This is a genomic window from Martinezella tropici, from assembly GCF_003287875.1.
Lineage (GTDB): Bacteria > Pseudomonadota > Alphaproteobacteria > Rhizobiales > Rhizobiaceae > Rhizobium > Rhizobium tropici_C.
Window position 1 is genome coordinate 63,265 of record NZ_QMKK01000019.1, and the last position, 21,621, is coordinate 84,885.

A 21,621-nucleotide genomic window follows, 5' to 3' on the forward strand; every position below is an offset into this window, starting at 1 on the left:
CTGCGGATTCTTGGCTCCCCTTCAATAGGAACGATGCTGTCGACATGAGTCTGCCTTCATCACTATCCCGACGTAATTTTCTCGCCCTTGCTGGCATCGGCGCCGTTTCGACGCTCGCCGGCTGCGCCTCCACCATCGATAACGGCCCGGTCGTTAGCCCGGTGCAATATACCGGCTCGCCAAGGCCGTTCCGCACCTGGTTCTCCAGCTATGATGGCGAGCAGCCCGATCCGGCCGTCATCTATGCGGCCATGGATGATGGCGGTTTCCATATCCCCGCGGTTCCCTACGAGCAGATCGACCGGCGATTTTATCGTCAGCGCGTCGTGGATCCGACCGGGGAAGCGCCGGGTAGCGTAGTCGTCAATACGACGGAGCGCATGCTTTACGTCACCGAACAGGGCGGCACGGCAATGCGCTATGGCATCGGCGTCGGCCGCGAGGGCTTTGCCTGGCAGGGCCGAGGCGTCATTCAGTGGCGCAAGAAGTGGCCGCGCTGGAACCCGCCGGACGAAATGGTCGCCCGTCAGCCGGAGCTTGTGAAGTATTCCATCGCCAATGGCGGCATGGATCCGGGCCTGAAGAATCCGCTCGGCGCGCGTGCGCTTTACATTTTCGAAGACAAGCAGGATTCGCTTTACCGCCTGCACGGCAATCCCGACTGGCGCTCCATAGGCAAGGCCGTATCCTCCGGCTGTGTCCGCTTGCTGAACCAGGATGTCATCGATCTATACGATCGTGTGCCGGAGCGCGCGCCGATCCTCGTGACGGCCTGATTGAATATCATTGAAACGGGCGCCTATTCGGCGCCCCTTTGATTTCCCGACTTTCCGAGGGCGGGGCAGGTTCCTGTGCCGGAGGCTTCATTCCGCCGCCAGATTGACCTTCAGCTTTTGCAACTGATCGCGCAGATTGGCCATTTCGGCCATGTCGCAGCCGGTCGCCTGGCCGATGGCATTCATGATCGTGCCGACCTGGCAATTCATGCCTGCGCCTTTTTCCGTCAGGGAAATGATCACTTGCCGCTCGTCCTTCGGGTCTCGCGCCCGGCTGATCAGGCCGGCCTGTTCGAGCCGCTTCAGCAATGGCGACAGCGTTCCGGAATCGAGGTCCAGCTTCTCGCCGATGGTCTTGACCGACAGACGGCCCTTTTCCCACAGCACCAGCATGACGAGATATTGCGGATAGGTGAGGCCGACGCGATCGAGAATCGGCTTGTAGGCCCGGTTAAAGGCATGCGCAGCGCTGTAGACGGCAAAACAAAGCTGGCTTTCCAGCCGCTTTTCCTCGTCAGGTATCATGGTCTGCCCATCCGCCTTGTCCGTCATTGCTGCTCCGCCATTTTTCTTGTTGCAGGCATTGTCACAAATTCACTTTGCAAAATCAAATTGCAAAAAATACATATTTCGCGCGATTAAATCGTGATGTATATAATCGCCATCCGAACACAAAAGGAGACATGACATGCCAATTCTCTATACCACCAAAGCTTCCGCCACCGGTGGCCGTGCCGGCCATGCAGTTTCCGAAAACGGTGTCCTCGATGTCACGCTGACCGTGCCGAAGGAACTCGGCGGCGACGGTGCCACGGGCACCAATCCGGAGCAGCTCTTTGCAGCCGGCTATTCCGCTTGCTTCCTGGGTGCCCTGAAATTTGTCGCAGGCCAGCAGAAGGTCAAGATTCCGGAAGACGCGAAGGTGACTGCGACTGTCGGCATCGGCCCGCGCGCGGATGGCGGCGGCTTCGGCATCGAAGTGTCTCTGGCGGTCCATATCCCCGGCATGGACAAGGCCGAGGCTGAAAAGCTCGCTGCCGCGGCGCATATCGTATGCCCCTACAGCCACGCCATGCGCACTTCGACCGAAGTGCCGTTCACCGTCGTCTGAGGCGAGTTGCGGCATAGCTTGAAAGCTTCGGGAGCAGAGGTCTCGCCTCTGCTCCTTTTCTTTTGCAAGAAATATGCTATATTCTTTCTTAGGAAAGGATTGGCTATGGCAATGGCACAGGTAGCAGGCCAGACAAAGCCTGGCGAAGCACTCGTCATTACCAAGGCGGTGGTCAATGCCGCCGACCGGCTGGGATTGAACGCCCGCATATTGGCGGCCGTCATCGGTGTCTCGGAAGCAACGGTGTCGCGTATGAAGCGGCAGGATCATTTGCTGGAGCGCAACAGCAAGCCGTTCGAGTTGGCCGTGCTTTTCGTTCGGCTCTTCCGCTCGCTCGATGCCATCGTGGGTGGCGACGAAGCTGTGGCCCGCCAATGGCTGCGCAACGGCAATCTCGCCTTCGGCGCCGCGCCGATCGACAAGATCATTTCGATTTCTGGTTTGACCGATGTCCTTGCCTATCTGGACGCCCGCCGCGCTCTTATCTGAGGCGAGGGCCATTTCCGGCCGTTATTGGCGACTGGTGGAAGTGCAGCATCAGGTCTCGACGCTGAAGCTTGTGGATACGCTCGAGGAGCAGATGCTTCTCGAAAGTCTATTGGAGGAAAGCAAGCCGGCGCTGCCGCCGGAATGCGCCGGTCTCGACTATCTGCTCGCGACACCCTTCCGCTATGGTGCGATCTACCCGCACGGCTCTCGTTTCCGTCGCGCTGGCCGCACGCTTGGCGTTTTCTACGCCTCCGAGCAGGTGGAAACGGCCCTGGCGGAGATGAGCTTCTATCGGCTGCTCTTTTTCCGTGATTCGCCCGACACGCCGCTGCCGGCCAATGCAGCGGAATACACCGCTTTTGCCGCGTCGATCGCCACGAAGGCAGCGATCGACCTGACCATATCCCCCTTGGATCGCGACCGGCAGCACTGGGCCGATCCGCTCAACTACGAAGCATGCCAGTCGCTTGCCGAAGCGGCGCGGGCCGGCGGCATCGAAGCGATCCTCTACCGATCTGTTCGGGATTCTCGGGGCGGCAGGAACATCGCACTCCTGACGGCCAGGGCCTTCTCCGCGCGCGAGCCGGTGGAGCGCCAGACATGGCGCATCCGGCTGTCTCGCGCTGGTGTCCAGGCGCTCTGCGAATTCCCCCGGCGTCGCATCGGCTTCGAAAGGCAGGATTTCGATCGCGATCCCCGCTTGTCGGAGCCACCATTCAGAGCAGAATAGCAAGATCGCGGCGCAGACGGTCGCCATTGCCGTCGGGCAGCCGCTCTTCGAGGGCCGCATGCGTTGTCTTCCAGACCGGCACCGCGGCGGCAAGCGCTGCCTTTCCGGATGGCGTGAGGCTGAGAAGGCGGGCTCTTCGGTCTTTGGGATTGGGGACAATATTGATCCATCCGCGCCGCTCCAGTGGCTTCAAGGCCGCCGTCAGCGTCGTCTGATCTATTGCGAGCAATGCCGTGACCGATCCCATGGAGGCCGGCGCCGGCCGGTTCAGGGACATCATCAGGGAGAATTGGCCGTTGGTGAGCCCAAACGGCCTCAGCGCTTCGTCAAAACGACGGGCAAGAGCGCGCGCGGCACGCTGCACATGCAGGCAGAGGCAGGTATCGCGTACTAACAGCGTGGTTTCAAAGGGGATTTCAACTGAGTTTGACATGATTCATTAATATTGATATCAATGTATTTGTCAAGATTTGGGAATGAAAACGCCGGAGGAGGGCGCTGACAATGAACCAGGTCGTTTCCAGGGAAGTGTGGCTCGAAGCCCGCCGCCAGCTGCTCGCCAGGGAGAAGGAGGCAACGCATCTTCGCGATCGCGTCAATGCGGAACGCCTGGCCTTGCCTTGGGTGAAGGTCGAGAAAGACTATGTTTTCGACACGCCGGCCGGCAAGAAGACGCTCGCGGATCTCTTCGATGGCCGCAGCCAGCTGATCATCTATCACTTCATGCTCGGCCCGGATTGGGATGCCGGCTGCACCGGTTGCTCCTTCCTCGCCGATCATTTCGATGGAACGCTTCCGCATCTCAACAACCACGATGTCACGCTGGTCGCCGTTGCCCGCGCGCCGATCGAAAAGATAGAGGCCTACAAGAAACGCATGGGCTGGAAGTTCCCATGGGTGTCGTCTTTCTCCAATGATTTCAATTTCGACTATCACGTCTCTTTCACCAAAGAGCAGCTTGCCGGTGAAAAGGTGTTCTATAACTTCACCGATATGGACGCCGCCAACGGCAATGACGAGTTGCCGGGCCTCAGCGCCTTTTACAAGGATGAAGCCGGCAATATCTTTCACACCTATTCCAGCTATGCCCGCGGCGGCGAGGAAATGATCGGTACGCTGATGATCCTCGACAATGCGCCGAAGGGCCGGAATGAAGACCACACCATGGATTTCGTGCGTCGCCACGACGAATATCAGGAGGCGGCGAAGGCGGGCTCCTGCTGCCATTGAGGCATGACGGGACTGCCAAATTCATGCCATGCGGCGCAAGGGGTCGAATTATTATGCCTTGCGCCTAGTTAAGACCTGGAGCCTGCTCGCCGGGAAACGACGGGTTATCGATGAGCCATCGTTCGGCCGTCACTTTCATCGGCCATGATGCGCGTGCGCCGACATCAGGCTCAAGACAAGACGGATGACCGCAACAATCACAACAGGGAGAGACGCGATGGCTGAGAAAGGATATTTTGTCTGGTACGAGCTGATGACCACCGACATGGCGGCGGCCGAAGCTTTTTACCGCAAGGTGGTTGGCTGGGATGCGGCGGATGCCGGCATGCCGGAAGTCGGCATGGACTATACGTTGTTTAGCGCTGGTGCCGGCCCTGTTGCAGGCTTGATGATCTTGCCGGAGGAGGCGAAGGCCATGGGCACCCCGCCCTGCTGGACCGGCTATATCGGCGTTCCCAATGTCGACGAGACGGCAAAGACGATCGCCGCCAAGGGTGGCAGGATCTATCGCGAGCCGACCGACATTCCAAGCGTCGGCAGATTTGCCGTCGTCTCCGATCCCTACGGCGCCGCCTTCTGCCTCTTCACGCCGCTGCCGGGCCAGGATTGGCAGCCGCCAGCCCCCGCCACCCCAGGCTATTTCGGCTGGCATGAGCTCTATGCCGGCGACGGCCCGAAGGCCTTCGATTTCTACAGCGAGATGTTCGGCTGGGAATTAAGCTCCGATTTCGACATGGGGCCGATGGGCAAATACAAGATCTTCAAGATCGGCGATCGGGACTTCGGCGGCATCATGACCAAACCGGCGGAAATGCCCACGCCCGCCTGGAATTTCTACATCAACGTCCCGGCGATCGATGCGGCGATCACCCGCATCACGGAAGGCGGCGGCAAGATTGCCAACGGCCCGATGGAAGTCCCCGGCGGCAGCTGGATCGTCCAGGCCACCGACCCGCAGGGCGCCTTCTTTTCGCTGGTTGCGCCGGTGCGGTAGTTTTCACCCTCCTCTTGAGGGAATAGTACCTCCCCCTTGAGGGGGGAGGTCGCCGCAAAGCGGCGGGTGGGGGTGACGCCCAGATCTGTAAAGATCGTCGCAGATCACCCCACCCCGGAGCTTCGCTCCGACCCTCCCCCTCAAGAGGAGGGTGATTTTTTACCGCTTCAAGCTGCCGAGAATGCCGCGCACCAGCGCCCGTCCGACCTGCGTGGCGACCGTGCGCGCCACGCTCTTCAACGCCGCTTCCATGATCGTTTCGCGCTGATAGCCCGAACGACGCCCGGCAGGCTTGCTGTTGTCGCCGCCGAATCCGGGCAGGGTCCAGCCATCGCCGGCACTCTCGTTCTGCGGCGCTGCCGCCTTGCTCGCACGCTCCGCCAGGATTTCATAAGCCGACTCGCGATCGATCGTCTGGTCGTAGACACCGGCGACCGGGCTTGCATTGATGATCGCCTGCCGCTCGGCGTCGCTGACCGGGCCGATGCGGCCGGACGGAGGGCGGATCAGCGTGCGCTCGACGACGGACGGTGCGCCCTTGCCCTCCAGCATCGAGATGAGCGCCTCGCCGGTACCAAGCGTGGTGATGACGGTGGCGCAATCGAAGGCGGGATTGGGCCGGAAGGTCGAGGCCGCCGTCTGCACGGCCTTCTGCTCGCGCGGCGAATAGGCGCGAAGCGCATGCTGCACGCGGTTGCCGAGCTGTGCCAGCACCGTTTCCGGGACGTCGAGCGGGTTCTGGGTGACGAAATAGACGCCGACACCCTTGGAGCGGATAAGGCGCACAACTTGCTCGACGCGTTCGATCAGCACCTTCGGCGCGTCGTTGAAGAGCAGGTGCGCCTCATCGAAGAAGAAGACCAGCTTCGGCTTTTCCGGATCGCCCACTTCGGGCAGTTCCTCGAACAGCTCGGAGAGCAGCCACAGCAGGAAGGTGGCATAGAGGCGCGGGTTCATCATCAGCTTCTCGGCTGCGAGCACCGAAACCTGGCCGTAGCCGTCATTACTGACGCGCATGATGTCGGAGATTTTGAGCGCCGGCTCGCCGAAGAAGTTTTCCGCGCCCTGCTGTTCCAGCACGAGCATGGCCCGCTGGATCGAGCCGACCGACGACTTCGAGATCAGGCCGTATTTGCTGGAAAGCTCGCTGGCATTCTCACCCATATAGTTCAGCAGCGCCTGCAGGTCCTTGAGATCGAGCAGTGCCAGGCCGTTTTCATCGGCGATCTTGAAGGCGATGTTGAGCACGCCCTCCTGCGCCTCGGACGCATCCATCAAGCGTGCCAGCAGCAGCGGCCCCATCTCGGCGATGGTCGTGCGCACGCGATGGCCTTTTTCGCCATAGAGGTCCCAGAAGATCACCGGGAACTGATCGAATTCATAGGGCGAGAGGCCGATCTCTTCGGCACGCTTCAGCAGGAAGTCCTTGGCCTCGCCCTTGGCGGCGATGCCGGAGAGATCGCCCTTGATGTCGGCACAGAAGACGGGCACGCCGGCCTTGGAAAATCCTTCCGCCAGCACCTGCAGTGTCACCGTCTTGCCGGTGCCGGTCGCGCCGGTGACGAGGCCGTGGCGGTTGCCGAATTTCAGCGTCAGGAACTCGTCCTTGTTGATGCTGTCATCCGGATTGCGGCTCGCGCCGACGAAAATCTGTCCATCCTGCTGCGGCATGGTGTCGTCTCCCTTAAAGCACTTCCAGCAAAAGTGCGAAGCGGTTTTGCGTCCGGAACTGCGTAAAAACAAAAAGATAGAGCGTTTTCGCGATTCGAAGAAAAGCGGAAATGCTCTAGAACATGATGCCGAAAAGTGTCACCGGTTTTCCGACGACATCATGCTCTACCTATTTGATCCTAGTACCGGGTGATTCTGCATCGATTCGATCCAGAATCATCCGGTACTAGGGCGGCGGCACAGCAGCCTTTCGGGCAGTCAGGGCCATTCATCGATTTGTCCTGACACTGTTATAAGAACTGACTTGAATGCGGACAACTGTTCGCGTCGCGGTTATGCTTCTGGTAGCGTAAGGACCGCCAGCGCGGCTTGTGCCGGTCGCTTCATTCAGTTACGTTGACGTTAACGTCGTAAAGGTAGAGGCCACAATGAACGAAGTTATTGATCAGATCGCGACCAAAGCCGGCATCGCTCCCGACCTCGCGGAAAAGGCCGTCGGCATGATTCTCGGCTTCCTGCAGCGCGAAGCTCCGGATGGTCCTGTCACCAAGATGATCGAATCCATTCCCGGCGCCAGCGATCTCGTTGCGCAATATAACGGCGAGGAAACGGGCGGCGGTGGTCTGCTGGGTGGCCTGCTCAGCGCCGTCGGCGGTGGCGGCGGCCTGATGGCGCTCGGCCAGCAGCTGATGAGCAGCGGTCTCAGCATGGGCGAAATCACCTCGCTCGCCAAGGAGACGATTGCAACCGCCCGCCAGCATGCCGGCGACGAGGTAGTCGACCAGGTTGTCAGTTCCGTCCCGGGCCTGCACCAGTTCATTTGAGGCTGCTATTGCTTTTGATAACGAGAGCCGCCGGCTAATTCCCGGCGGCTTTTGTTGTTCAGAAGGCAGCCCCGACTTCGTCATATTGCGCCCCGTTGACGGATGACAGCGACAGCCGGCCTCTATCGGTTGATCTTCTCCAGGGTCAGAACTTCCTGCCCTTCGGCGTTCCGTCGATCTCATGCCATTTGCGGCCGTCGCGTTCGATGAGTTCGTCGGCGCAGGCAGGACCAGTGCTGCCGGGCGCATAGGGATCGGGTTTGCCGCCCTCTGCCCAGAGATCGAGGAAGGGCTGCACGGCGGCCCAGCCGGCTTCGATGCCGTCGGCGCGCTGGAAGAGCGTCTGGTCACCGACGAAGAGTTCGTAGAACAGGCTTTCGTAGCCAGTCTGCTTGCCGATGTCGAAACTGTCGGCATAGCGGAAGTCGAGCGAGACCGGCGCCGTTTTCAGCACCAGCCCCGGCGATTTGATGGAGATTTCCATGTCCAGCCCCTCGTCGGGCTGCACCTGGATGATGAGCCTGTTCGGCGGAAGTTCCGGGCGGGATTCGTGGCGCGGGAATTGTGCAAAAGGCACCTGCCGGAAGGTGATGACCACCTCCGTATCGCGTGCCTTCATCGCCTTGCCCGTGCGCAGGTAGAAGGGCACGCCGGCCCAGCGCCAGGTATCGACGAACAGCTTCAGCGCCACGAAGGTTTCGGTATTGCTGTCAGGCGCGACGTCTGCGGTCTGGGTATAGGCGGGCAGATCGTGGCCGGCGAGCGGGCCGGCCGTATAGGCGCCGCGCACGCCATTCTTTGCCGCTTCCTCACGCGAATAGAGACGCAGGGCTTTCAGCACCTTGCCCTTTTCATTGCGGATCGATTCCGCATCAAAGCTGTTCGGCGGCTCCATCGCCACCATGGCCAGCAGCTGGAAGAGGTGGTTCGGCACCATGTCGCGAAGCGCGCCGGTCGCATCGTAGAACTTGCCGCGCATGCCCACATCGACCAGCTCGGCCGCCGTAATCTGGACGTGATCGATATAATTGTTGTTCCACAGCGCCTCGATCATCATGTTGGCGAAGCGCGTCGTCATGATGTTCTGGACGGTTTCCTTGCCGAGGAAGTGGTCGATGCGATAGATTTGGCTTTCGGACACATGGTTCAGCAGCCGCGCGTTCAAAGCCTGTGCCGAGGCAAGATCGTGGCCGAAGGGCTTTTCGATTGCGATGCGGCGGAAGGCGCCGGTCGCCTCGTTCATCAGCCCGTTTTCGGATAGTTTCTCGGCGATATCGCCGAAGAAGCGTGGCGGCACGGCAAAATAGAAGGCCGCATTGGCGCTTGCCGCATGCGAGAGATAGTCCGAAATCTCCTTGTAGACGCCATTCTGCGTGAAGTCGCCCGAGATATAGCTGATGCGCTTGCGCAGGCTCTGCCACGCGGTTTGCCGCTCGGGATCGTCCATATCGCCGGAGGTCTTCAGGAATGATTCCAGGCGATCCAGCAGCATGTCGACGCCGCCGGTCTCTATGCCGATACCGAGAATGTGCAAATCCTCTCCGACGAGCCCGCTGCGGGTCATGTTGATCAGAGTCGGGATCAGCAGGCGCCGGGTGAGATCGCCGGCAGCACCGAAAATCACGAAGGTCAGGGGCGGGGCGGGCGCCAGGTCGGGGGTGGTCATGGGCGCTTCTCCTTCTGACAAACATGGAGCGGATTTCTGGGGGGCATCGACTATCTCCTCGGAGCTATTGCTGTTTTAGCCTCGGCTGAAGGTGTTCTAGCGCGGGCCGGCGCCGGTTGTCGATGGGATCGGCACGCCGGCGTCAGTCTGTTTCGGAACGGATCGGTTCCTAGTTTTTTACGGCAACCAGGAAGAGCCGCGGGAACCGCAGCAGCACCTTGCCGTCGACGAGCGGCGGATATGCCTTTTCTATGTGCTTCAGATATTCGGCGGTGAAGGCATCGCGATGCTCTGCGCCGGCATGGTCGAGGTAAGGGCGCAGGCCCGTGCCCTTCACCCATTCGACGATGGCGGCGGCATTCTCCAGCACGTGATTGTAGTTGGTGTGCCAGATATCGACCCGGGCCGATTTGCCGACCAGCCTGTTGTAATAGACCGACGGTGCAGGCAGCGGATTGCGGCGTACGCTCTTCTTGGCGAAGGCATCGCTCCAGGGACCGTTCTTTGCGGTCTCTTCCATCATCAGATGGCTCTGCTCGGTCAGGTTGTCGGGCATTTGCACGGCAAGCACGCCGCCAGGTTTCAGCCCGTCCATCAGGTGGTCGAGGATGTCGAGATGATTGGGCAACCACTGAAACACCGCATTGGCAAAAAGCAGGTCCAAGGGTTCTTGCGGCCGCCACGTGGCGAGATCGGCCTTTTCAAAGTGCGTGCCGGGCATGCGCTTGCGAGCGGCCTCCAGCATATTGTCGTCGCTGTCGAGGCCGGAGACACCGGCGGTGCCGTAACGCTCGACGATCAGCTCGGTCGAATTGCCAGGCCCGCAACCGAGGTCGATCGCTCGTTCGACATGCTCCAGCGGCACTTGCGCCAAGAGGTCCCGTGCCGGGCGCGTGCGTTCATCCTCGAATTTCACATATTGGCCGGCAGACCATGCCATAAGCGTATCCTCTTCGTGGATTGCCGTTTCCCCGATGCCCATAGCACCGGGATATATCAGAACCGTGTAATGACGCTGATGCCCTTGCCCTCGGCCTTATCAAGCGTCATCAGCGCCGGAACGGCTTCTTCCAGGCTGATCCTGCGGCCGATGAGCTTCTGCGGCGCGATCTTGCCGGCGGCGAGCATGTCGAGCATGGCATCGTAGCGCCAGGCCTGCATGCCGTGGCTGCCGTAAATCTCGAGTTCATGGCCGATGACCTGCGCCATCGGGATCTGCGGCGTTGCGTAGTCACTGAGCATGAGGCCGACCTGCACATGCCGGCCGCGCCGTCGCAGGTTCTTGATGGAGTTGAAACAGGTCGTGGGATGGCCGAGCGCATCGATCGAGACATGCGCGCCACCCTTGGTGATCTCGCGCACCGCCTCGGCCACATCGGTGATCTCAGACGCATTGATGGTTGCCACCGCGCCGCACTCGCGGGCGAAGGCCAGCTTCTCGTCGGAAATGTCGATGGCGATGGCATTGGCGCCAAGGGCGCTCGCAATCATGATCGCCGACAGCCCGACGCCGCCACAGCCATGCACGGCGATCCACTCGCCTGGACGGGTCTTGGCCTGGTCGGCAACGGCGCGGAAGGAGGTGGCGAAACGGCAGCCGAGGCTTGCCGCCGTCGCATCGTCGACCGTCTCGGGCAGGTGGACGAGATTGGTGTCGGCATAGTCGATCGCGACATATTCGGCGAAGGAGCCCCAATGGGTGAAGCCAGGCTGGAACTGACTGGGGCAGACCTGCTGGTTACCGGAATGGCATTCGGCGCAATGACCGCAGCCGGAGACGAAGGGAACGGTGACGCGATCGCCGACCTTGAAACGGACGACGCCGCGCCCTGTCGCCACGACCTTGCCGGCAAGCTCATGGCCCGGCACATGCGGCAGCCTGATATCCGGATCATGTCCCATCCAGCCATGCCAGTCGCTGCGGCAGAGCCCGGTCGCGCCGACGGCGATGACGACGCCGTCCTCACCCGGTGTCGGGTCCGGCAGGGCGCGGATTTCGGGCGTCGCCTCGAAGGTCTCGTAATACATCGCTTTCATGGGAGTTCTCGCTCTTCCCTGACGGTTTGGCCGGCTCATCATTTTTCCTGATGGACCTATTCGTCAAGCTGTTGTTTCGACGCATGAAAATTGCGCCATGAATGCGGTATCGAGCGCTTTGTTGCAAATGAATTTTGCCGCATAGTTTCTGCTTGACCCTTGGGTTGCGCGGTTATTTGCTTTTCGCCACCCAGAGCAATTCCAGGAAAAGCGCGTAGCGATTTTCCGGCTGGAGCTGCATGAAAACAAAGAGATGGAGCGGTTCGCAGAGTCCATGAAAAGCTGGACCGCTTGAGGAGAGGAAGCACCATGTCCGTCGATACGTCGCCCCGCACCACCACCTGGACCCATGTCGAGGGAGAATGGCTCTCCGGCAATCCCCCGCTGATCGGGCCGACTTCGCATGCCATGTGGCTCGGTTCGACAGTGTTCGATGGCGCGCGCTGGTTCGACGGCATCGCGCCCGATCTCGATCTCCATTGCCAGCGCATTAATCGTTCGGCCGTCGCCATGGGGCTGAAGGCGATCAAGACCTCGCAGGAGATCGAGGCGCTCGCCTGGGAAGGTATCAGAAAATTCGACGGCAAGACGCCCATCTACATCAAGCCGATGTATTGGGGCGAGCATGGCTCGCCGGGCAGCGTCGTTGCCGTCGATGCGGAATCGACGCGCTTCGCCCTCTGCCTGTTCGAGGCGCCGCTTGGCGGCAATGGCGGCATCACGCTCACAGTCTCGCCCTTCCGCCGCCCGTCGCCGGAAACGGCGATGACCGACGCCAAGGCCGGCTCGCTCTATCCGAACAGCGGCCGCATGATCCTGGAGGCGAGAAGTCGCGGTTTCAATAATGCGCTGGTGCGCGACATCAACGGCAACGTTGTCGAGACGGCATCCTCCAACGTCTTCATGGTCAAGGACGGTATCGTCTATACGCCCGTCGCCAACCGCACCTTCCTTGCCGGCATCACGCGCGCCCGCGTCATCGGTCTGCTACGCCAGGAGGGCTTCGATGTGCGGGAGGAAACCCTATCCGTCGAACAGTTCATGGGCGCCGACGAAATCTTCACGACCGGCAACTATTCCAAGGTCGTCAGCGTCAACCGCTTGGACGACCGCGAATTCCAGGAAGGACCGGTCGCCCGCAAGGCGCTGGAACTCTATATGGATTGGGCTCACGGCCGCAGCGCCAGCGAGGAATAACCCTTTTCGTAAGGAGAAGGACATGCGGAAGAGTGCGGCCGTTTATGGCCGCACGGGTGTTCCCACACGACCTGCCGAAGCGATGTAGGATCGCGGCGCGAAGAAAACGCCATCAGTCTCGAAAGCCTCGAGGTCTTCGGCCTGGAGCGCGCGGCGGACGCTCGGTCTTGTGCTGACGCGGGCCATGAACTCCTGTAACGCCGGCCTGCGTGCGACGTCGATCTTGATCCACGGCGACCAGTTCAAGCAGACGAAGAGATAGGCGTCAGCCACCGTGAAGTCGTCACCGGTCAGATAGGGGCCGACAAGCCGGCTGTTCAGCCAGTCCAGTCGCTTGCATACCAGTTCATGAATGCCGGCATGGGCGCCTTCATAAGCGGCGTTGAAGAGCATCGCCATTGGCTTGTGAAGTTCGGCGGTGATGAAATTCAGATAGGATTGAACCTGGCTTCTGGCATAGGTTCCGGCCTCCGGCAGGAGGCGCGACCCCTCCGGTGAACATTCCGCGAGGAATTGCACGATGGCAGGACCTTCGGTCAGCACCCTCCCATCATCAAGCATCAATGCCGGCACGTAGCCATTCCCGTTGATGGCAAGGTAGTCCTCGCCCGAACTCGTCCGATGAGTCTTCCGATCGACTTCGACCAGTTCAACATCCAGCCCCAACTCCCGACAAACGATGTGCGGCGACAGGGAGCAAGCGGCGGCGTGCATGTAGAGTTTCATGGGTTTCTCTCTCCTTTTCGATGCAGGCGCGAGGTATGGCGTCGGCACCTATTGAATATTTGTACCATTTCGCATAAAACTCATCCGGTCAAGATTTTTGTGCGAAGTAGTATAAAATATGAAAAGCGAGAAAAAACAGGGTCGTCCACGCGCTTTTGACGCCAAAGCAGTCATCGGGCAGGCGCGGGAGGTTTTCTGGGACAGGGGGTTCTCGGCCGCCTCATTGGATAATTTGAGCGCCGCGACGAAACTGAACCGGCCGAGCCTCTACGGCGCGTTCGGTGACAAGGAGGATCTCTATCTTGACACCTTGGAAGGCTACCGCGAGGACAGCCTCGATATATTGTCTGAGGCACTCAACCCGACCCTCACGCTGCGAGAAAATCTCACGCGCATCTATGCCGAGGCTCTGAAAATATACCTGCATGGCGAGACTGCAGCGCGTGGCTGCTTCCTGATCGGCACTGCCACGGCAGAGGCTATTCAGCATGATCGGGTGCGGGAGGTGTTGCGCCGCAGCCTGAATGAATTCGACGGTGCGATCAAGGAACGCATGGAGCTTGCGGTTGAGCAGGGCGAACTCCCTGATAACACGGATGCTGCAACGCTCGCAAAGCTCGCATCCGCCGTCATGCATTCGCTTGCCGTTCGAGCGCGTGCAGGCGATACGCGCGGGACGCTGGAGGCGATCGCGCGTTCTGGCGTCGATTTTATCTGCGGCCGGCTATAAGGGGCAGCTTGATGCTGCTCGGATCGATCTCCAGACAGCAAACTCGCGCAAACTCATCGATCCCTGTGTGATTCTGTCTTCGGGCTGACCCACCAGCAATAGATGGCTCCGAGTGCCAGCAGTACGCAGGTTCCGAGGAAGACTGCAGGCATGCCGACATGCCCGCCGACGAAGCCGCCCAGGACCGGGCCTGCCACCTGGCCGACATATTGCGAGGAGATGGAGAGCCCGAGAATGCTGCCCGTCGCCGCATCGGGAACATTGTGCCGGATGACGGCGGTGATGCAGGGCAGAAGGCCGCCGAGCGCCACGCCCATCAGGAAGCGCAAGCCGATCAATTGCCAGGCCGAGGTCACGAAAGCCTGCGGGATCAGGAGCAGCGCCGCAACAGCAAGCGCCGCCATGATGACGCTCCAGTAGCCGATGCGATCGGCAAGCTTGCCGAGCCGTGAGGACGACAGGATGCTGCCGAGCGCAGCCGCCGCCATGACGACGCCCGAGACCATCGTCACCTTGGCGTCCGTGACGAACTGCGCGACATAGACTGTGATGATTGGCTCGATCGACATATTGGCCAGCATCAGCAGCAGGCCGAGCGACAGCATGGCGACGACGGGGCGCTTGTCAGGAATGGACGCCCAGCTGCCACTTGCCTTCGCAGCCTTCTTCCGCGCCGTGGATTTCTCCTCCTTGATGAGGAAGGTTGTCGCCAGGAAAGTGAAGAAGATCACGCCGCCGGCCAGCAGGAAGGTGCCGCGAATGCCGATGATCGGTGGCAGCGCGCCGCCGATCAGCGGTCCGACAAGGTTCCCGGCCATGATGCCGGCAGACAGCGTGCCCAACGCCCAGGCAGAGCGATGCTTCGGCGTCTGGGCCGCCACCAGCACCATCGATCCCGAGGCATAGCCGCCGGCAAGGCCGGTGAAGAGGCGCAGCGCTACCAGCTGCCAGACATTGCCGGCCATGCCCATCAGCGAGATGGCGACCGTCATGCCGAGGCTGGCGCGGATCAGCATCAGCTTGCGGCCATAGATATCACCGAGCCGCCCCCAGAGCGGCGCGACCAAGGCTGCGGCAAAGAAGGTGGCGCCATAGGCGATGCCGGACCATTGCACGATCGCGGCCTTGTCGCTGACGCCGAGTTCCTCGACATAGAGCGGCAGGAAGGGGAGCAGCAGCGTCATTGCCACGATCGTCGTGAACGAGCCGACGAGGCAGATAACCAGGTTCCGCATCCAATGCGCGGTTTCCGGCTCGGCCGGTGCGGCTGCATCCCATCTCGTCTCGGTCATTTCTCGGCCTTTGCATTCAATGTGTAAAACAGTTCCTGGCTGCCCGATGCGAGGATATGACCCTTCGCGGCAGCAAGCAGATCGGCGCGGGTGAAGAGATCCGGCAGGTTCAGTCGGTCGACATCGAGCGCATAGACGGTGACGTGATAGCTGTGGACACGCGCGTCATTCCAGGGTGGGCAAGCGCCCATATAACCGCCATGCGGCCCGTCCTTCAAATTGCCGCCGCCCGCACCATTCTGGCCGCGGCGTCCATAGGCCGTGCGTTCGAGCGGCAGGCCATTGGCTGAAGGGCCGTTTCCGTCTGCGCCTTCGGCAAGGCTGGTGCGCGATACGGGAATATCGGCCAGCACCCAGTGAACGAACTCCATCCGCTTGAAATCCTTCGGAATGGTTTTGTCCGCCTTGTTGAACAGCGAGAAATCCGCGGGCACGTCAGGGTCGACCATCGTCAGCGCATAGGATCGCGTGCCCTTCGGCCCGTTCGACCAGGAAACGGCAAGGCTCTTGTTGGGACCGGGTGCCGACTTGTCTGAAGATGTCGAAATGCAGGAGGCGTTTTCCGGCATCATCATCCGGCCGTTGCTCTTTGCGAACGTCACCTTGAGATCGGCCGAAAGGGCCGGCGTGGCGACAACTGCTGCGATGACGGTGGCGTTCAGAAGGTTGAGCATGGTTTTCATGATGTTGCCCTTTCGCGGTTCGCTCTTGTGAGCTTCGAGGGCTGGGTCTAACAAATTCGTGCTGAGCGGCTGCGCACACAAACGCTCAAAATGCGGCCTAAAACGCTCATGCACCGCGAAGTCGATCGGCGAAGCGGCGTGGCGAGCGATAACCGGTAGCAAGGGCTGCTTCGCGCAACGACAGCCCGTCCTCGGCGAGAAGGGTCGTTGCCAGCGCCACGCGTTCGCTTGCCAGTACCTCTCGCAGGGAAGCGCCCTCGCGCGTCAGGCGCCGGCGCAGCGTCGCGTTGCTGGTGCCGAGCTCGGCGGCGATGAGGTCGGCAGTCCAGGGGCGATCCGGCTGCCAGCGTACCAGCGCCCGCACCGCCTCTGCGGTTGTCTCCGGCGACCCGGGCAGGGCGCCGCGCATGCCCAGCACCATGAGTATTTCCAGGAGCCTGTGTTCGATCAGCGGGATCGGCATGTTACCGCCGGCAATGCCTTCGCCGGCATGGCTGATGGCAGCGGCCAGCAATGGATCGAGTGGCAGGTCGATCTGCGATGCGGTTTGGGCCGGCGGAAAGGCTTTTGCGGCGCGGCGCGTCAGTTCCTCGGGAAAAGTGATGAAGATCGCCCGATAGAAGCCGGTCTGCGGATCGGGATCGTTGACGACATCGCCGCTCCAGCCGGCCGGCAGCACGAGCACCGTACCGGCTGCAAAATGCCGCTGCCGTCCCATGCTGACGATTTCCTTGGAACCTTCGAGGATGGCGACGATTGAAACCTGAGAAAAGGCCGAGCCGGCAATGCGCTCGCGTTCGCGCGTGACGAAGGTGAAAAGCGTGGAATAGCTGCCGATGCTGCTCAGCGCGACAGTCGGACGATTGTCCTTTGCCGCCAGGCGGCGCAGCTTTTCCAATATGGGATGATGAGCCTCGGACACGACGATGGCTTCCTGCTGATATGGGGTGCTGCGAAGTTTGGACCACGCGGACGACAATGCCAAGTCCGCAAAGCGCCTTGTTGGTTCGCCCGGCTGATGTTATAAACTGATTGCATTTTGCAATCGGATTACCATAGGCACCGTGATTGCGCCGATGCAAGGAGGAGGCACATTATGAACTCTCTCGAAAATGTCCGTTGCGATATCGTCAGACGCCTGTTTGCCGCCTATGTGGCGCAACAGCCTGATGTCGTCGATCCGATGCTGACCCGGAACTTCACCTTTTCGAGCCCGCGCGACGATCATATCGACCGGAAGCGCTATTTCGAGCATTGCTGGCCGAAGGAGAATATCTTCCGCGACATCCATATCGAACATCTGGTGGCGGATGGCGATGACGTTATCGTCAGCTATCGCGCCGAGAAGATGGACGGTGGCAGCTTTCGCAATGTCGAGATGATCCATTTTGCCGGCGACCGCATCGCCGAGATCGATGTCTATTTCGGACGGAACTTATAACAGGTCAGCCGTGGCAATTTTTGCGATTGCCGCTGCGAGAGCGGCCGCCGGGCCGGTTATCGGTCGTTCGACGCCGTCCGAGAGAAGGTCGACGGCACCCGTCATCGACGCCTGCGCGAAAGTGACCGTGACGGCGCCTTCGCCATGGGCTTCCCTCACCGCATCGGCGATGGAGGCGAGATAGGCCCGCAGATCGCCTGACCGGAAATGTGTCCATGCGCCAGGAACCAGCCGAACTTCGATTTCCGCGCCTGTTGCCTTTGCAGCAGCCTCGAAGAGGGCTGTCGTCGGGATGATGGTCGTTTCGACGGTGCAGAGAACGAGGACCTTGCCGCCGGCCTTGACCGCCTGTTCGGCCAGCGCCGCATCCGCCCTGATGATCGGCGCTCCAGCACCCGCCGCGACCTTCGAGACGGCCGGGCCGAGCGTCGAACAGTTGAGCACGACGGCATCGGCATCCTCGGCCAGATGCCAGAGGAGAGCCGCCGTTTCGGCCGAAATCTCATCCGTCAGGCGTCCCAGTTTTTCGGCGGCAAGCAGGAGGTCGGCGCGGACATGATGACGCAGCGTGCCCTCAGGCAATCCGAGTGCTTTTGCCGCCGCCTCATAGACGGCAATGTTGCTTTCGGACGTGTGCAGGCAGGCGATCGTCACGGGATATCTCGTAGAAGGCAGAAGGTCCGCGAACCTAGCCTCGACCATGTGCTTTGTCGACAGTTCACCGTCGCCTTCCTGGATGCATTGCCGCGTCATCATATGCAATGACGCAAATTTCTAAGTCGATGCTATACATGATTGAAAAATAGGGCAATTTTTGCTCCCGTACGCAACTTTTTTGGCATGTCGCCGGTTGCTCTTCCAGGCGACCGCTCCTATGTTCCGGTTCACCTGCCGACGCAATTTTTTGCCAAGAGGAGATATGACCATGGCTTTCGAATTGCCTGAACTTCCTTATGATTACGATGCACTTTCGCCCTTCATGTCGCGTGAGACGCTCGAATATCACCACGACAAGCACCACAAGGCTTACGTCGACAACGGCAACAAGCTCGCTGCTGAAGCAGGTCTTGCCGATCTGTCGCTCGAAGAGATCGTGAAGAAGTCTTTCGGCACCAATGCCGGCCTCTTCAACAATGCAGCCCAGCACTACAACCACATCCATTTCTGGAAGTGGATGAAGAAGGGCGGCGGCGGCAACAAGCTGCCGGGCAAGCTCGAGGCTGCCTTTGCCTCCGATCTCGGCGGCTATGACAAGTTCAAGGCCGATTTCGCCGCCGCCGGCGCAACACAGTTCGGCTCGGGCTGGGCATGGGTTTCCGTCAAGAACGGCAAGCTCGAAATCTCCAAGACCCCTAACGGCGAAAACCCGCTGGTTCATGGCGCCAACCCGATCCTCGGCGTCGACGTTTGGGAACACTCCTACTACATCGACTACCGCAACCTGCGTCCGAAGTACCTCGAAGCCTTCATCGATAGCCTGATCAACTGGGACTATGTCCTGGAGCGCTACGAAGCTGCGACGAAGTAAGGTCTGCCAAATAGGCTGGCTTTCGCACCCGGCGTCTTTTCGACGTCGGGTGTTTTCTTATCAGCCAGCCCTCACCGATGCCTCCGCGTGCTGCCTTACCGGCGCAAGGAAGCCGTCCAAGGAGGACGAATGCCGTCCGCACCGCTTTTCCGCTTCGGTGTTATCGCCGATCCGCAATATGCGGATCTCGAGCCCAATCTGACCCTCAATCGCTATCCGGCCAAGAGCCTCGACAAACTTCGCAACGCGATAGAGGAATTCAACCGGCACGACCTTGCCTTCGTCGTGACGCTCGGTGACATCATCGACCGCGAATGGAAGAGCTTCGACGCGATCCTGCCCGTCTACGAGATCTTGCGGCACCCAAAATACTTCCTCCTCGGCAATCATGATTTCGCCGTGGCACCCCAGAATCTGGGCAGTGTCCCGGCCCGCGTGGGCATGCCCGCTGCCTATTATGATTTCAGCCATTGCGGCTACCGCTTCATCGCGCTCGACGGCAATGAGATCAGCCTCTTCGCTCCGCCGGAAGGCGATCCACGCCGGCAGGAGGCGAAGAACCTGATGAAGGCGCTGGATCGAGCCGGCGCGCTGAATGGCCAACGCTGGAACGGGGCGATCAGTGATGCGCAATATGACTGGCTTGCCGCGAAGCTGCGGGAGGCAAAGGCGGCGGGCGAGAAGGTCTTTATCCTGAACCATTATCCCGTCTTCCCGGAGAATGGCCACAACGCTTTGGACAGCGACCGCATGCTGGCGCTTCTGGCCGAACATGACCATGTCGTCGCCTACCTTAACGGGCACAATCACGCCGGCAACTTCGGCGCTGTCGAGGGAACCTATTTCGTCAACTTCAAGGGCATGGTGGATACCGAAGACAGCAGCGCTTACGCGATCGTTTCGGTTCACGCGGATCGGTTGGATATTGAAGGATTTGGGCGCGAAGAAAGCAGAGCGCTGGCGCTTCAGATGCCTTAATGAGATTTCCGCATCTTTTGATGTCTGTAGGGAACGATCCGCATCGCTGAATGTTTAGAAACGGAGGCTGCCTGTGAGGCGAAGCTGATGTTTCCGACGCTGCAAATCCTGACAATCCTGATTGTTGCAGTCGCCATGGCGCTGGCACTGGCGCATGTGCTGGAGCTGCCGGGCAAGATGCGGCTATCGAAAGAGGATTACCTGACGGTTCAGCGGATTTACTATCCGGGCTTTACGATCGGCGGTGCCAGTGAGCCGCTCGGTGCTCTGCTGCTTCTGCTGCTCCTGTTCCTGACGCCAGCCAATACGCTCTCATTCTGGCTATTGGCTGCTGCCTTTGCTGCCATGGTCGCCATGCACGCCGTCTTTTGGCTGCTGACCCAACCGGTAAACAATTTTTGGCTGAAAGATGCGAAGCTGGAAGGAATGGGCGCAGGTTTCTTTTCTCACGATCCATTCGGTGGCCATCAAATGGAAACCGCCGTCAAACCGGATTGGACCATGCTGCGCGACCGGTGGGAATGGTCGCATGCCGTCCGCGCCGCCCTGGGATTGCTGGCTTTCATTCTATTGGTGACTGAGGTTGTTTTGTAGCGCCGCGCGAAGCCGGCGCATCTTCACTCCGCTGCCATCCCCGTTTCGGTTGCATCTCTTCGGGCGGTATGATCTTTCCAGGCTCTGATCGTAACCTCAAAGAGCCTTAGCGCCTCAGCCGGCCGCGGCGGGGGTGTTTACCTGCCAGCCATTCACCCAGATCTGCCGCAAGCCATCACCTTCGCCCTTGAACCACAATCCCGTCGCCTCGCAGCCTTCGATACGATCGCTGCGAAAGTTACGGATAGCCTGGCGCAGCTCGCACCAGGCCACGATGTTAGCCGTCTCCGAATAATAGATGAGGGCAATTGGCCGGATGATGCGTTCCGTGGCGCGGCCGAGCTCGTCGCGGTAGGCAAGGTCCAGCTTTTCCTCATCACGAATGGCGCGTCGCACCAAAGCCAGATCGATCGCCGAGGCAGAAGGTGCGGCAAAGCCCCAGGCATGCAGTGCATTGGCGTCGAGCGTCTGGCGCAGCGGCGGCGGCACGGCGCCGGCAATCTTCGAGGTGACGCGCTTGGCCGCCTGCTTCAGCTCGGCATCACCGGTGCGTTCCAACAGGGCCAGCGACAGCACGATCGCCTCCATCTCCTCGATCGAGAACATTAGCGGCGGCAGGTCGAAGCCGGGCCGCAATATATAGCCGATGCCGCGCTCGCCCTCGATCGGCACGCGCATCGCCTGAAGTGCTGCGATATCGCGATAGACGGAGCGTACCGTCACTTCCAGCCGGGCGGCGATATCGGCTCCCGTCACCGGCCGCTTGGCGAGCCGCAGGATCTGGATAATCTCGAACAGGCGCGATGCCTTGCGCATTTCATTACCCTCAAGATGAAGGCTACTGACAATACCCCGTCAGTTGGCTCGATTTATAAAGCCGCCTATTCACTTGAAAATCAACCATTTCCTCTCCTGTTTCCATGG

Annotated in this window: 25 protein-coding genes; 13 read left to right on the forward strand and 12 right to left on the reverse strand. The window is 60.4% G+C overall.

Annotation, left to right across the window (positions count from 1 at the left end):
* The first annotated feature begins 44 nt into the window (after positions 1-44).
* Positions 45-776, forward strand: coding sequence for a L,D-transpeptidase family protein (locus DQ393_RS02875; RefSeq protein WP_112340300.1), 732 nt, complete (start codon positions 45-47; stop codon positions 774-776).
* An 87-nt stretch (positions 777-863) separates the two neighbouring features.
* On the opposite strand, the gene DQ393_RS02880 is transcribed toward DQ393_RS02875, so the two are convergent.
* Positions 864-1,328 carry a MarR family winged helix-turn-helix transcriptional regulator gene (locus tag DQ393_RS02880; protein WP_112340301.1) on the reverse strand — a complete coding sequence of 155 codons (465 nt, stop codon included), beginning with the start codon at positions 1,326-1,328 and terminating at the stop codon, positions 864-866.
* Positions 1,329-1,464: 136 nt separating this feature from the next.
* Here DQ393_RS02880 and DQ393_RS02885 point away from each other — a divergent pair, with 136 nt between their 5' ends.
* The 3 genes from DQ393_RS02885 (at position 1,465) to DQ393_RS02895 (ending at position 3,106) form a co-directional block, all read left to right on the forward strand.
* Complete coding sequence (locus DQ393_RS02885; protein WP_112340302.1) at positions 1,465-1,887, forward strand: organic hydroperoxide resistance protein; 423 nt, start codon at positions 1,465-1,467, stop codon at positions 1,885-1,887.
* Between the two features lie 105 nt (positions 1,888-1,992).
* On the forward strand, positions 1,993-2,376 hold the full coding sequence (locus DQ393_RS02890; protein ID WP_112340303.1) for an MbcA/ParS/Xre antitoxin family protein: 384 nt from the start codon (positions 1,993-1,995) through the stop codon (positions 2,374-2,376).
* Positions 2,336-3,106, forward strand: a complete 771-nt coding sequence (locus DQ393_RS02895) for an RES family NAD+ phosphorylase (RefSeq protein WP_112340304.1) — start codon at positions 2,336-2,338, stop codon at positions 3,104-3,106. Before DQ393_RS02890 ends, DQ393_RS02895 begins: the two co-directional genes overlap by 41 nt.
* Here DQ393_RS02895 and DQ393_RS02900 read toward each other — a convergent pair.
* Positions 3,093-3,539 (reverse strand): MarR family winged helix-turn-helix transcriptional regulator, encoded by a 447-nt coding sequence (locus DQ393_RS02900; protein WP_112340305.1) that lies wholly within the window; start codon positions 3,537-3,539, stop codon positions 3,093-3,095. The genes DQ393_RS02895 and DQ393_RS02900 overlap by 14 nt on opposite strands.
* A 71-nt stretch (positions 3,540-3,610) precedes the next feature.
* Between DQ393_RS02900 and DQ393_RS02905 the strand changes: the two genes are divergently transcribed.
* Both DQ393_RS02905 and DQ393_RS02910 read left to right on the forward strand, forming a co-directional pair.
* Positions 3,611-4,336: a DUF899 domain-containing protein gene (locus tag DQ393_RS02905; RefSeq protein ID WP_112340306.1), complete on the forward strand. Its 726-nt coding sequence runs from the start codon at positions 3,611-3,613 to the stop codon at positions 4,334-4,336.
* Between the two features lie 217 nt (positions 4,337-4,553).
* Complete coding sequence (locus DQ393_RS02910) at positions 4,554-5,330, forward strand: VOC family protein (RefSeq protein WP_112340307.1); 777 nt, start codon at positions 4,554-4,556, stop codon at positions 5,328-5,330.
* A 159-nt stretch (positions 5,331-5,489) separates the two neighbouring features.
* On the opposite strand, the gene DQ393_RS02915 is transcribed toward DQ393_RS02910, so the two are convergent.
* Positions 5,490-7,001 (reverse strand): helicase HerA-like C-terminal domain-containing protein, encoded by a 1,512-nt coding sequence (locus tag DQ393_RS02915; RefSeq protein WP_112340308.1) that lies wholly within the window; start codon positions 6,999-7,001, stop codon positions 5,490-5,492.
* A 428-nt stretch (positions 7,002-7,429) separates the two neighbouring features.
* Here DQ393_RS02915 and DQ393_RS02925 point away from each other — a divergent pair, with 428 nt between their 5' ends.
* Positions 7,430-7,825: a hypothetical protein gene (locus DQ393_RS02925; protein WP_112340310.1), complete on the forward strand. Its 396-nt coding sequence runs from the start codon at positions 7,430-7,432 to the stop codon at positions 7,823-7,825.
* Positions 7,826-7,970: 145 nt separating this feature from the next.
* Here the strand turns inward: DQ393_RS02925 and zwf are convergent, their stop codons facing one another.
* The 3 genes from zwf to DQ393_RS02940 form a co-directional block, all read right to left on the reverse strand.
* Positions 7,971-9,491, reverse strand: a complete 1,521-nt coding sequence (gene zwf, locus DQ393_RS02930; RefSeq protein WP_112340311.1) for a glucose-6-phosphate dehydrogenase — start codon at positions 9,489-9,491, stop codon at positions 7,971-7,973.
* Positions 9,492-9,660: 169 nt separating this feature from the next.
* Positions 9,661-10,431: a trans-aconitate 2-methyltransferase gene (gene tam / locus DQ393_RS02935; RefSeq protein ID WP_112340357.1), complete on the reverse strand. Its 771-nt coding sequence runs from the start codon at positions 10,429-10,431 to the stop codon at positions 9,661-9,663.
* Positions 10,432-10,487: 56 nt separating this feature from the next.
* Positions 10,488-11,528, reverse strand: a complete 1,041-nt coding sequence (locus DQ393_RS02940; protein ID WP_112340312.1) for a zinc-dependent alcohol dehydrogenase family protein — start codon at positions 11,526-11,528, stop codon at positions 10,488-10,490.
* 309 nt (positions 11,529-11,837) lie between these two features.
* On the opposite strand from DQ393_RS02940, the gene DQ393_RS02945 reads away from it, so the two are divergent.
* Positions 11,838-12,725: a branched-chain amino acid aminotransferase gene (locus tag DQ393_RS02945; protein WP_112340313.1), complete on the forward strand. Its 888-nt coding sequence runs from the start codon at positions 11,838-11,840 to the stop codon at positions 12,723-12,725.
* A gap of 42 nt (positions 12,726-12,767) precedes the next feature.
* Here the strand turns inward: DQ393_RS02945 and DQ393_RS02950 are convergent, their stop codons facing one another.
* Positions 12,768-13,451 (reverse strand): glutathione S-transferase N-terminal domain-containing protein, encoded by a 684-nt coding sequence (locus DQ393_RS02950; RefSeq protein ID WP_112340314.1) that lies wholly within the window; start codon positions 13,449-13,451, stop codon positions 12,768-12,770.
* A 118-nt stretch (positions 13,452-13,569) separates the two neighbouring features.
* On the opposite strand from DQ393_RS02950, the gene DQ393_RS02955 reads away from it, so the two are divergent.
* Complete coding sequence (locus DQ393_RS02955; RefSeq protein ID WP_112340315.1) at positions 13,570-14,181, forward strand: TetR/AcrR family transcriptional regulator; 612 nt, start codon at positions 13,570-13,572, stop codon at positions 14,179-14,181.
* Between the two features lie 53 nt (positions 14,182-14,234).
* Here DQ393_RS02955 and DQ393_RS02960 read toward each other — a convergent pair whose 3' ends face one another.
* From DQ393_RS02960 to DQ393_RS02970, 3 genes are all read right to left on the reverse strand, one after another.
* A complete protein-coding gene (locus tag DQ393_RS02960; RefSeq protein ID WP_112340316.1) occupies positions 14,235-15,473 on the reverse strand; it encodes an MFS transporter in 1,239 nt (412 codons plus the stop codon).
* Positions 15,470-16,156 (reverse strand): YbhB/YbcL family Raf kinase inhibitor-like protein, encoded by a 687-nt coding sequence (locus tag DQ393_RS02965; protein ID WP_112340317.1) that lies wholly within the window; start codon positions 16,154-16,156, stop codon positions 15,470-15,472. Before DQ393_RS02965 ends, DQ393_RS02960 begins: the two co-directional genes overlap by 4 nt.
* A gap of 106 nt (positions 16,157-16,262) precedes the next feature.
* Positions 16,263-17,078, reverse strand: coding sequence for a helix-turn-helix domain-containing protein (locus tag DQ393_RS02970; RefSeq protein ID WP_112340318.1), 816 nt, complete (start codon positions 17,076-17,078; stop codon positions 16,263-16,265).
* Between the two features lie 174 nt (positions 17,079-17,252).
* Between DQ393_RS02970 and DQ393_RS02975 the strand changes: the two genes are divergently transcribed.
* Positions 17,253-17,597, forward strand: a complete 345-nt coding sequence (locus DQ393_RS02975; RefSeq protein WP_112340319.1) for a nuclear transport factor 2 family protein — start codon at positions 17,253-17,255, stop codon at positions 17,595-17,597.
* Here the strand turns inward: DQ393_RS02975 and DQ393_RS02980 are convergent.
* Entirely contained in the window at positions 17,592-18,251 is a 660-nt protein-coding gene (locus DQ393_RS02980) for an aspartate/glutamate racemase family protein (protein WP_112340358.1), read from the reverse strand. The genes DQ393_RS02975 and DQ393_RS02980 overlap by 6 nt on opposite strands.
* 271 nt (positions 18,252-18,522) lie before the next feature.
* Between DQ393_RS02980 and DQ393_RS02985 the strand changes: the two genes are divergently transcribed.
* The 3 genes from DQ393_RS02985 to DQ393_RS02995 all read left to right on the forward strand — a co-directional run bounded on the left by DQ393_RS02985 (position 18,523) and on the right by DQ393_RS02995 (position 20,697).
* Entirely contained in the window at positions 18,523-19,125 is a 603-nt protein-coding gene (locus tag DQ393_RS02985) for a superoxide dismutase (protein WP_112340320.1), read from the forward strand.
* 129 nt (positions 19,126-19,254) lie between these two features.
* On the forward strand, positions 19,255-20,103 hold the full coding sequence (locus DQ393_RS02990; RefSeq protein ID WP_112340321.1) for a metallophosphoesterase: 849 nt from the start codon (positions 19,255-19,257) through the stop codon (positions 20,101-20,103).
* A gap of 135 nt (positions 20,104-20,238) precedes the next feature.
* Positions 20,239-20,697 (forward strand): anthrone oxygenase family protein, encoded by a 459-nt coding sequence (locus DQ393_RS02995; protein WP_245430241.1) that lies wholly within the window; start codon positions 20,239-20,241, stop codon positions 20,695-20,697.
* Between the two features lie 114 nt (positions 20,698-20,811).
* Here DQ393_RS02995 and DQ393_RS03000 read toward each other — a convergent pair whose 3' ends face one another.
* Positions 20,812-21,513, reverse strand: coding sequence for a helix-turn-helix transcriptional regulator (locus DQ393_RS03000; protein ID WP_112340323.1), 702 nt, complete (start codon positions 21,511-21,513; stop codon positions 20,812-20,814).
* Positions 21,514-21,621 lie beyond the last annotated feature (108 nt).

Coding starts and splice junctions, on each gene's coding strand:
- DQ393_RS02875 (WP_112340300.1), top strand. CDS start 45: ATGAGTCTGCCTTCATCACTATCCCGACGTAATTTTCTCGCCCTTGCT.
- DQ393_RS02880 (WP_112340301.1), bottom strand. CDS start 1,328: ATGACGGACAAGGCGGATGGGCAGACCATGATACCTGACGAGGAAAAG.
- DQ393_RS02885 (WP_112340302.1), top strand. CDS start 1,465: ATGCCAATTCTCTATACCACCAAAGCTTCCGCCACCGGTGGCCGTGCC.
- DQ393_RS02890 (WP_112340303.1), top strand. CDS start 1,993: ATGGCAATGGCACAGGTAGCAGGCCAGACAAAGCCTGGCGAAGCACTC.
- DQ393_RS02895 (WP_112340304.1), top strand. CDS start 2,336: ATGTCCTTGCCTATCTGGACGCCCGCCGCGCTCTTATCTGAGGCGAGG.
- DQ393_RS02900 (WP_112340305.1), bottom strand. CDS start 3,539: ATGTCAAACTCAGTTGAAATCCCCTTTGAAACCACGCTGTTAGTACGC.
- DQ393_RS02905 (WP_112340306.1), top strand. CDS start 3,611: ATGAACCAGGTCGTTTCCAGGGAAGTGTGGCTCGAAGCCCGCCGCCAG.
- DQ393_RS02910 (WP_112340307.1), top strand. CDS start 4,554: ATGGCTGAGAAAGGATATTTTGTCTGGTACGAGCTGATGACCACCGAC.
- DQ393_RS02915 (WP_112340308.1), bottom strand. CDS start 7,001: ATGCCGCAGCAGGATGGACAGATTTTCGTCGGCGCGAGCCGCAATCCG.
- DQ393_RS02925 (WP_112340310.1), top strand. CDS start 7,430: ATGAACGAAGTTATTGATCAGATCGCGACCAAAGCCGGCATCGCTCCC.
- zwf (WP_112340311.1), bottom strand. CDS start 9,491: ATGACCACCCCCGACCTGGCGCCCGCCCCGCCCCTGACCTTCGTGATT.
- tam (WP_112340357.1), bottom strand. CDS start 10,431: ATGGCATGGTCTGCCGGCCAATATGTGAAATTCGAGGATGAACGCACG.
- DQ393_RS02940 (WP_112340312.1), bottom strand. CDS start 11,528: ATGAAAGCGATGTATTACGAGACCTTCGAGGCGACGCCCGAAATCCGC.
- DQ393_RS02945 (WP_112340313.1), top strand. CDS start 11,838: ATGTCCGTCGATACGTCGCCCCGCACCACCACCTGGACCCATGTCGAG.
- DQ393_RS02950 (WP_112340314.1), bottom strand. CDS start 13,451: ATGAAACTCTACATGCACGCCGCCGCTTGCTCCCTGTCGCCGCACATC.
- DQ393_RS02955 (WP_112340315.1), top strand. CDS start 13,570: ATGAAAAGCGAGAAAAAACAGGGTCGTCCACGCGCTTTTGACGCCAAA.
- DQ393_RS02960 (WP_112340316.1), bottom strand. CDS start 15,473: ATGACCGAGACGAGATGGGATGCAGCCGCACCGGCCGAGCCGGAAACC.
- DQ393_RS02965 (WP_112340317.1), bottom strand. CDS start 16,156: ATGAAAACCATGCTCAACCTTCTGAACGCCACCGTCATCGCAGCAGTT.
- DQ393_RS02975 (WP_112340319.1), top strand. CDS start 17,253: ATGAACTCTCTCGAAAATGTCCGTTGCGATATCGTCAGACGCCTGTTT.
- DQ393_RS02985 (WP_112340320.1), top strand. CDS start 18,523: ATGGCTTTCGAATTGCCTGAACTTCCTTATGATTACGATGCACTTTCG.
- DQ393_RS02990 (WP_112340321.1), top strand. CDS start 19,255: ATGCCGTCCGCACCGCTTTTCCGCTTCGGTGTTATCGCCGATCCGCAA.
- DQ393_RS02995 (WP_245430241.1), top strand. CDS start 20,239: ATGGCGCTGGCACTGGCGCATGTGCTGGAGCTGCCGGGCAAGATGCGG.
- DQ393_RS03000 (WP_112340323.1), bottom strand. CDS start 21,513: ATGCGCAAGGCATCGCGCCTGTTCGAGATTATCCAGATCCTGCGGCTC.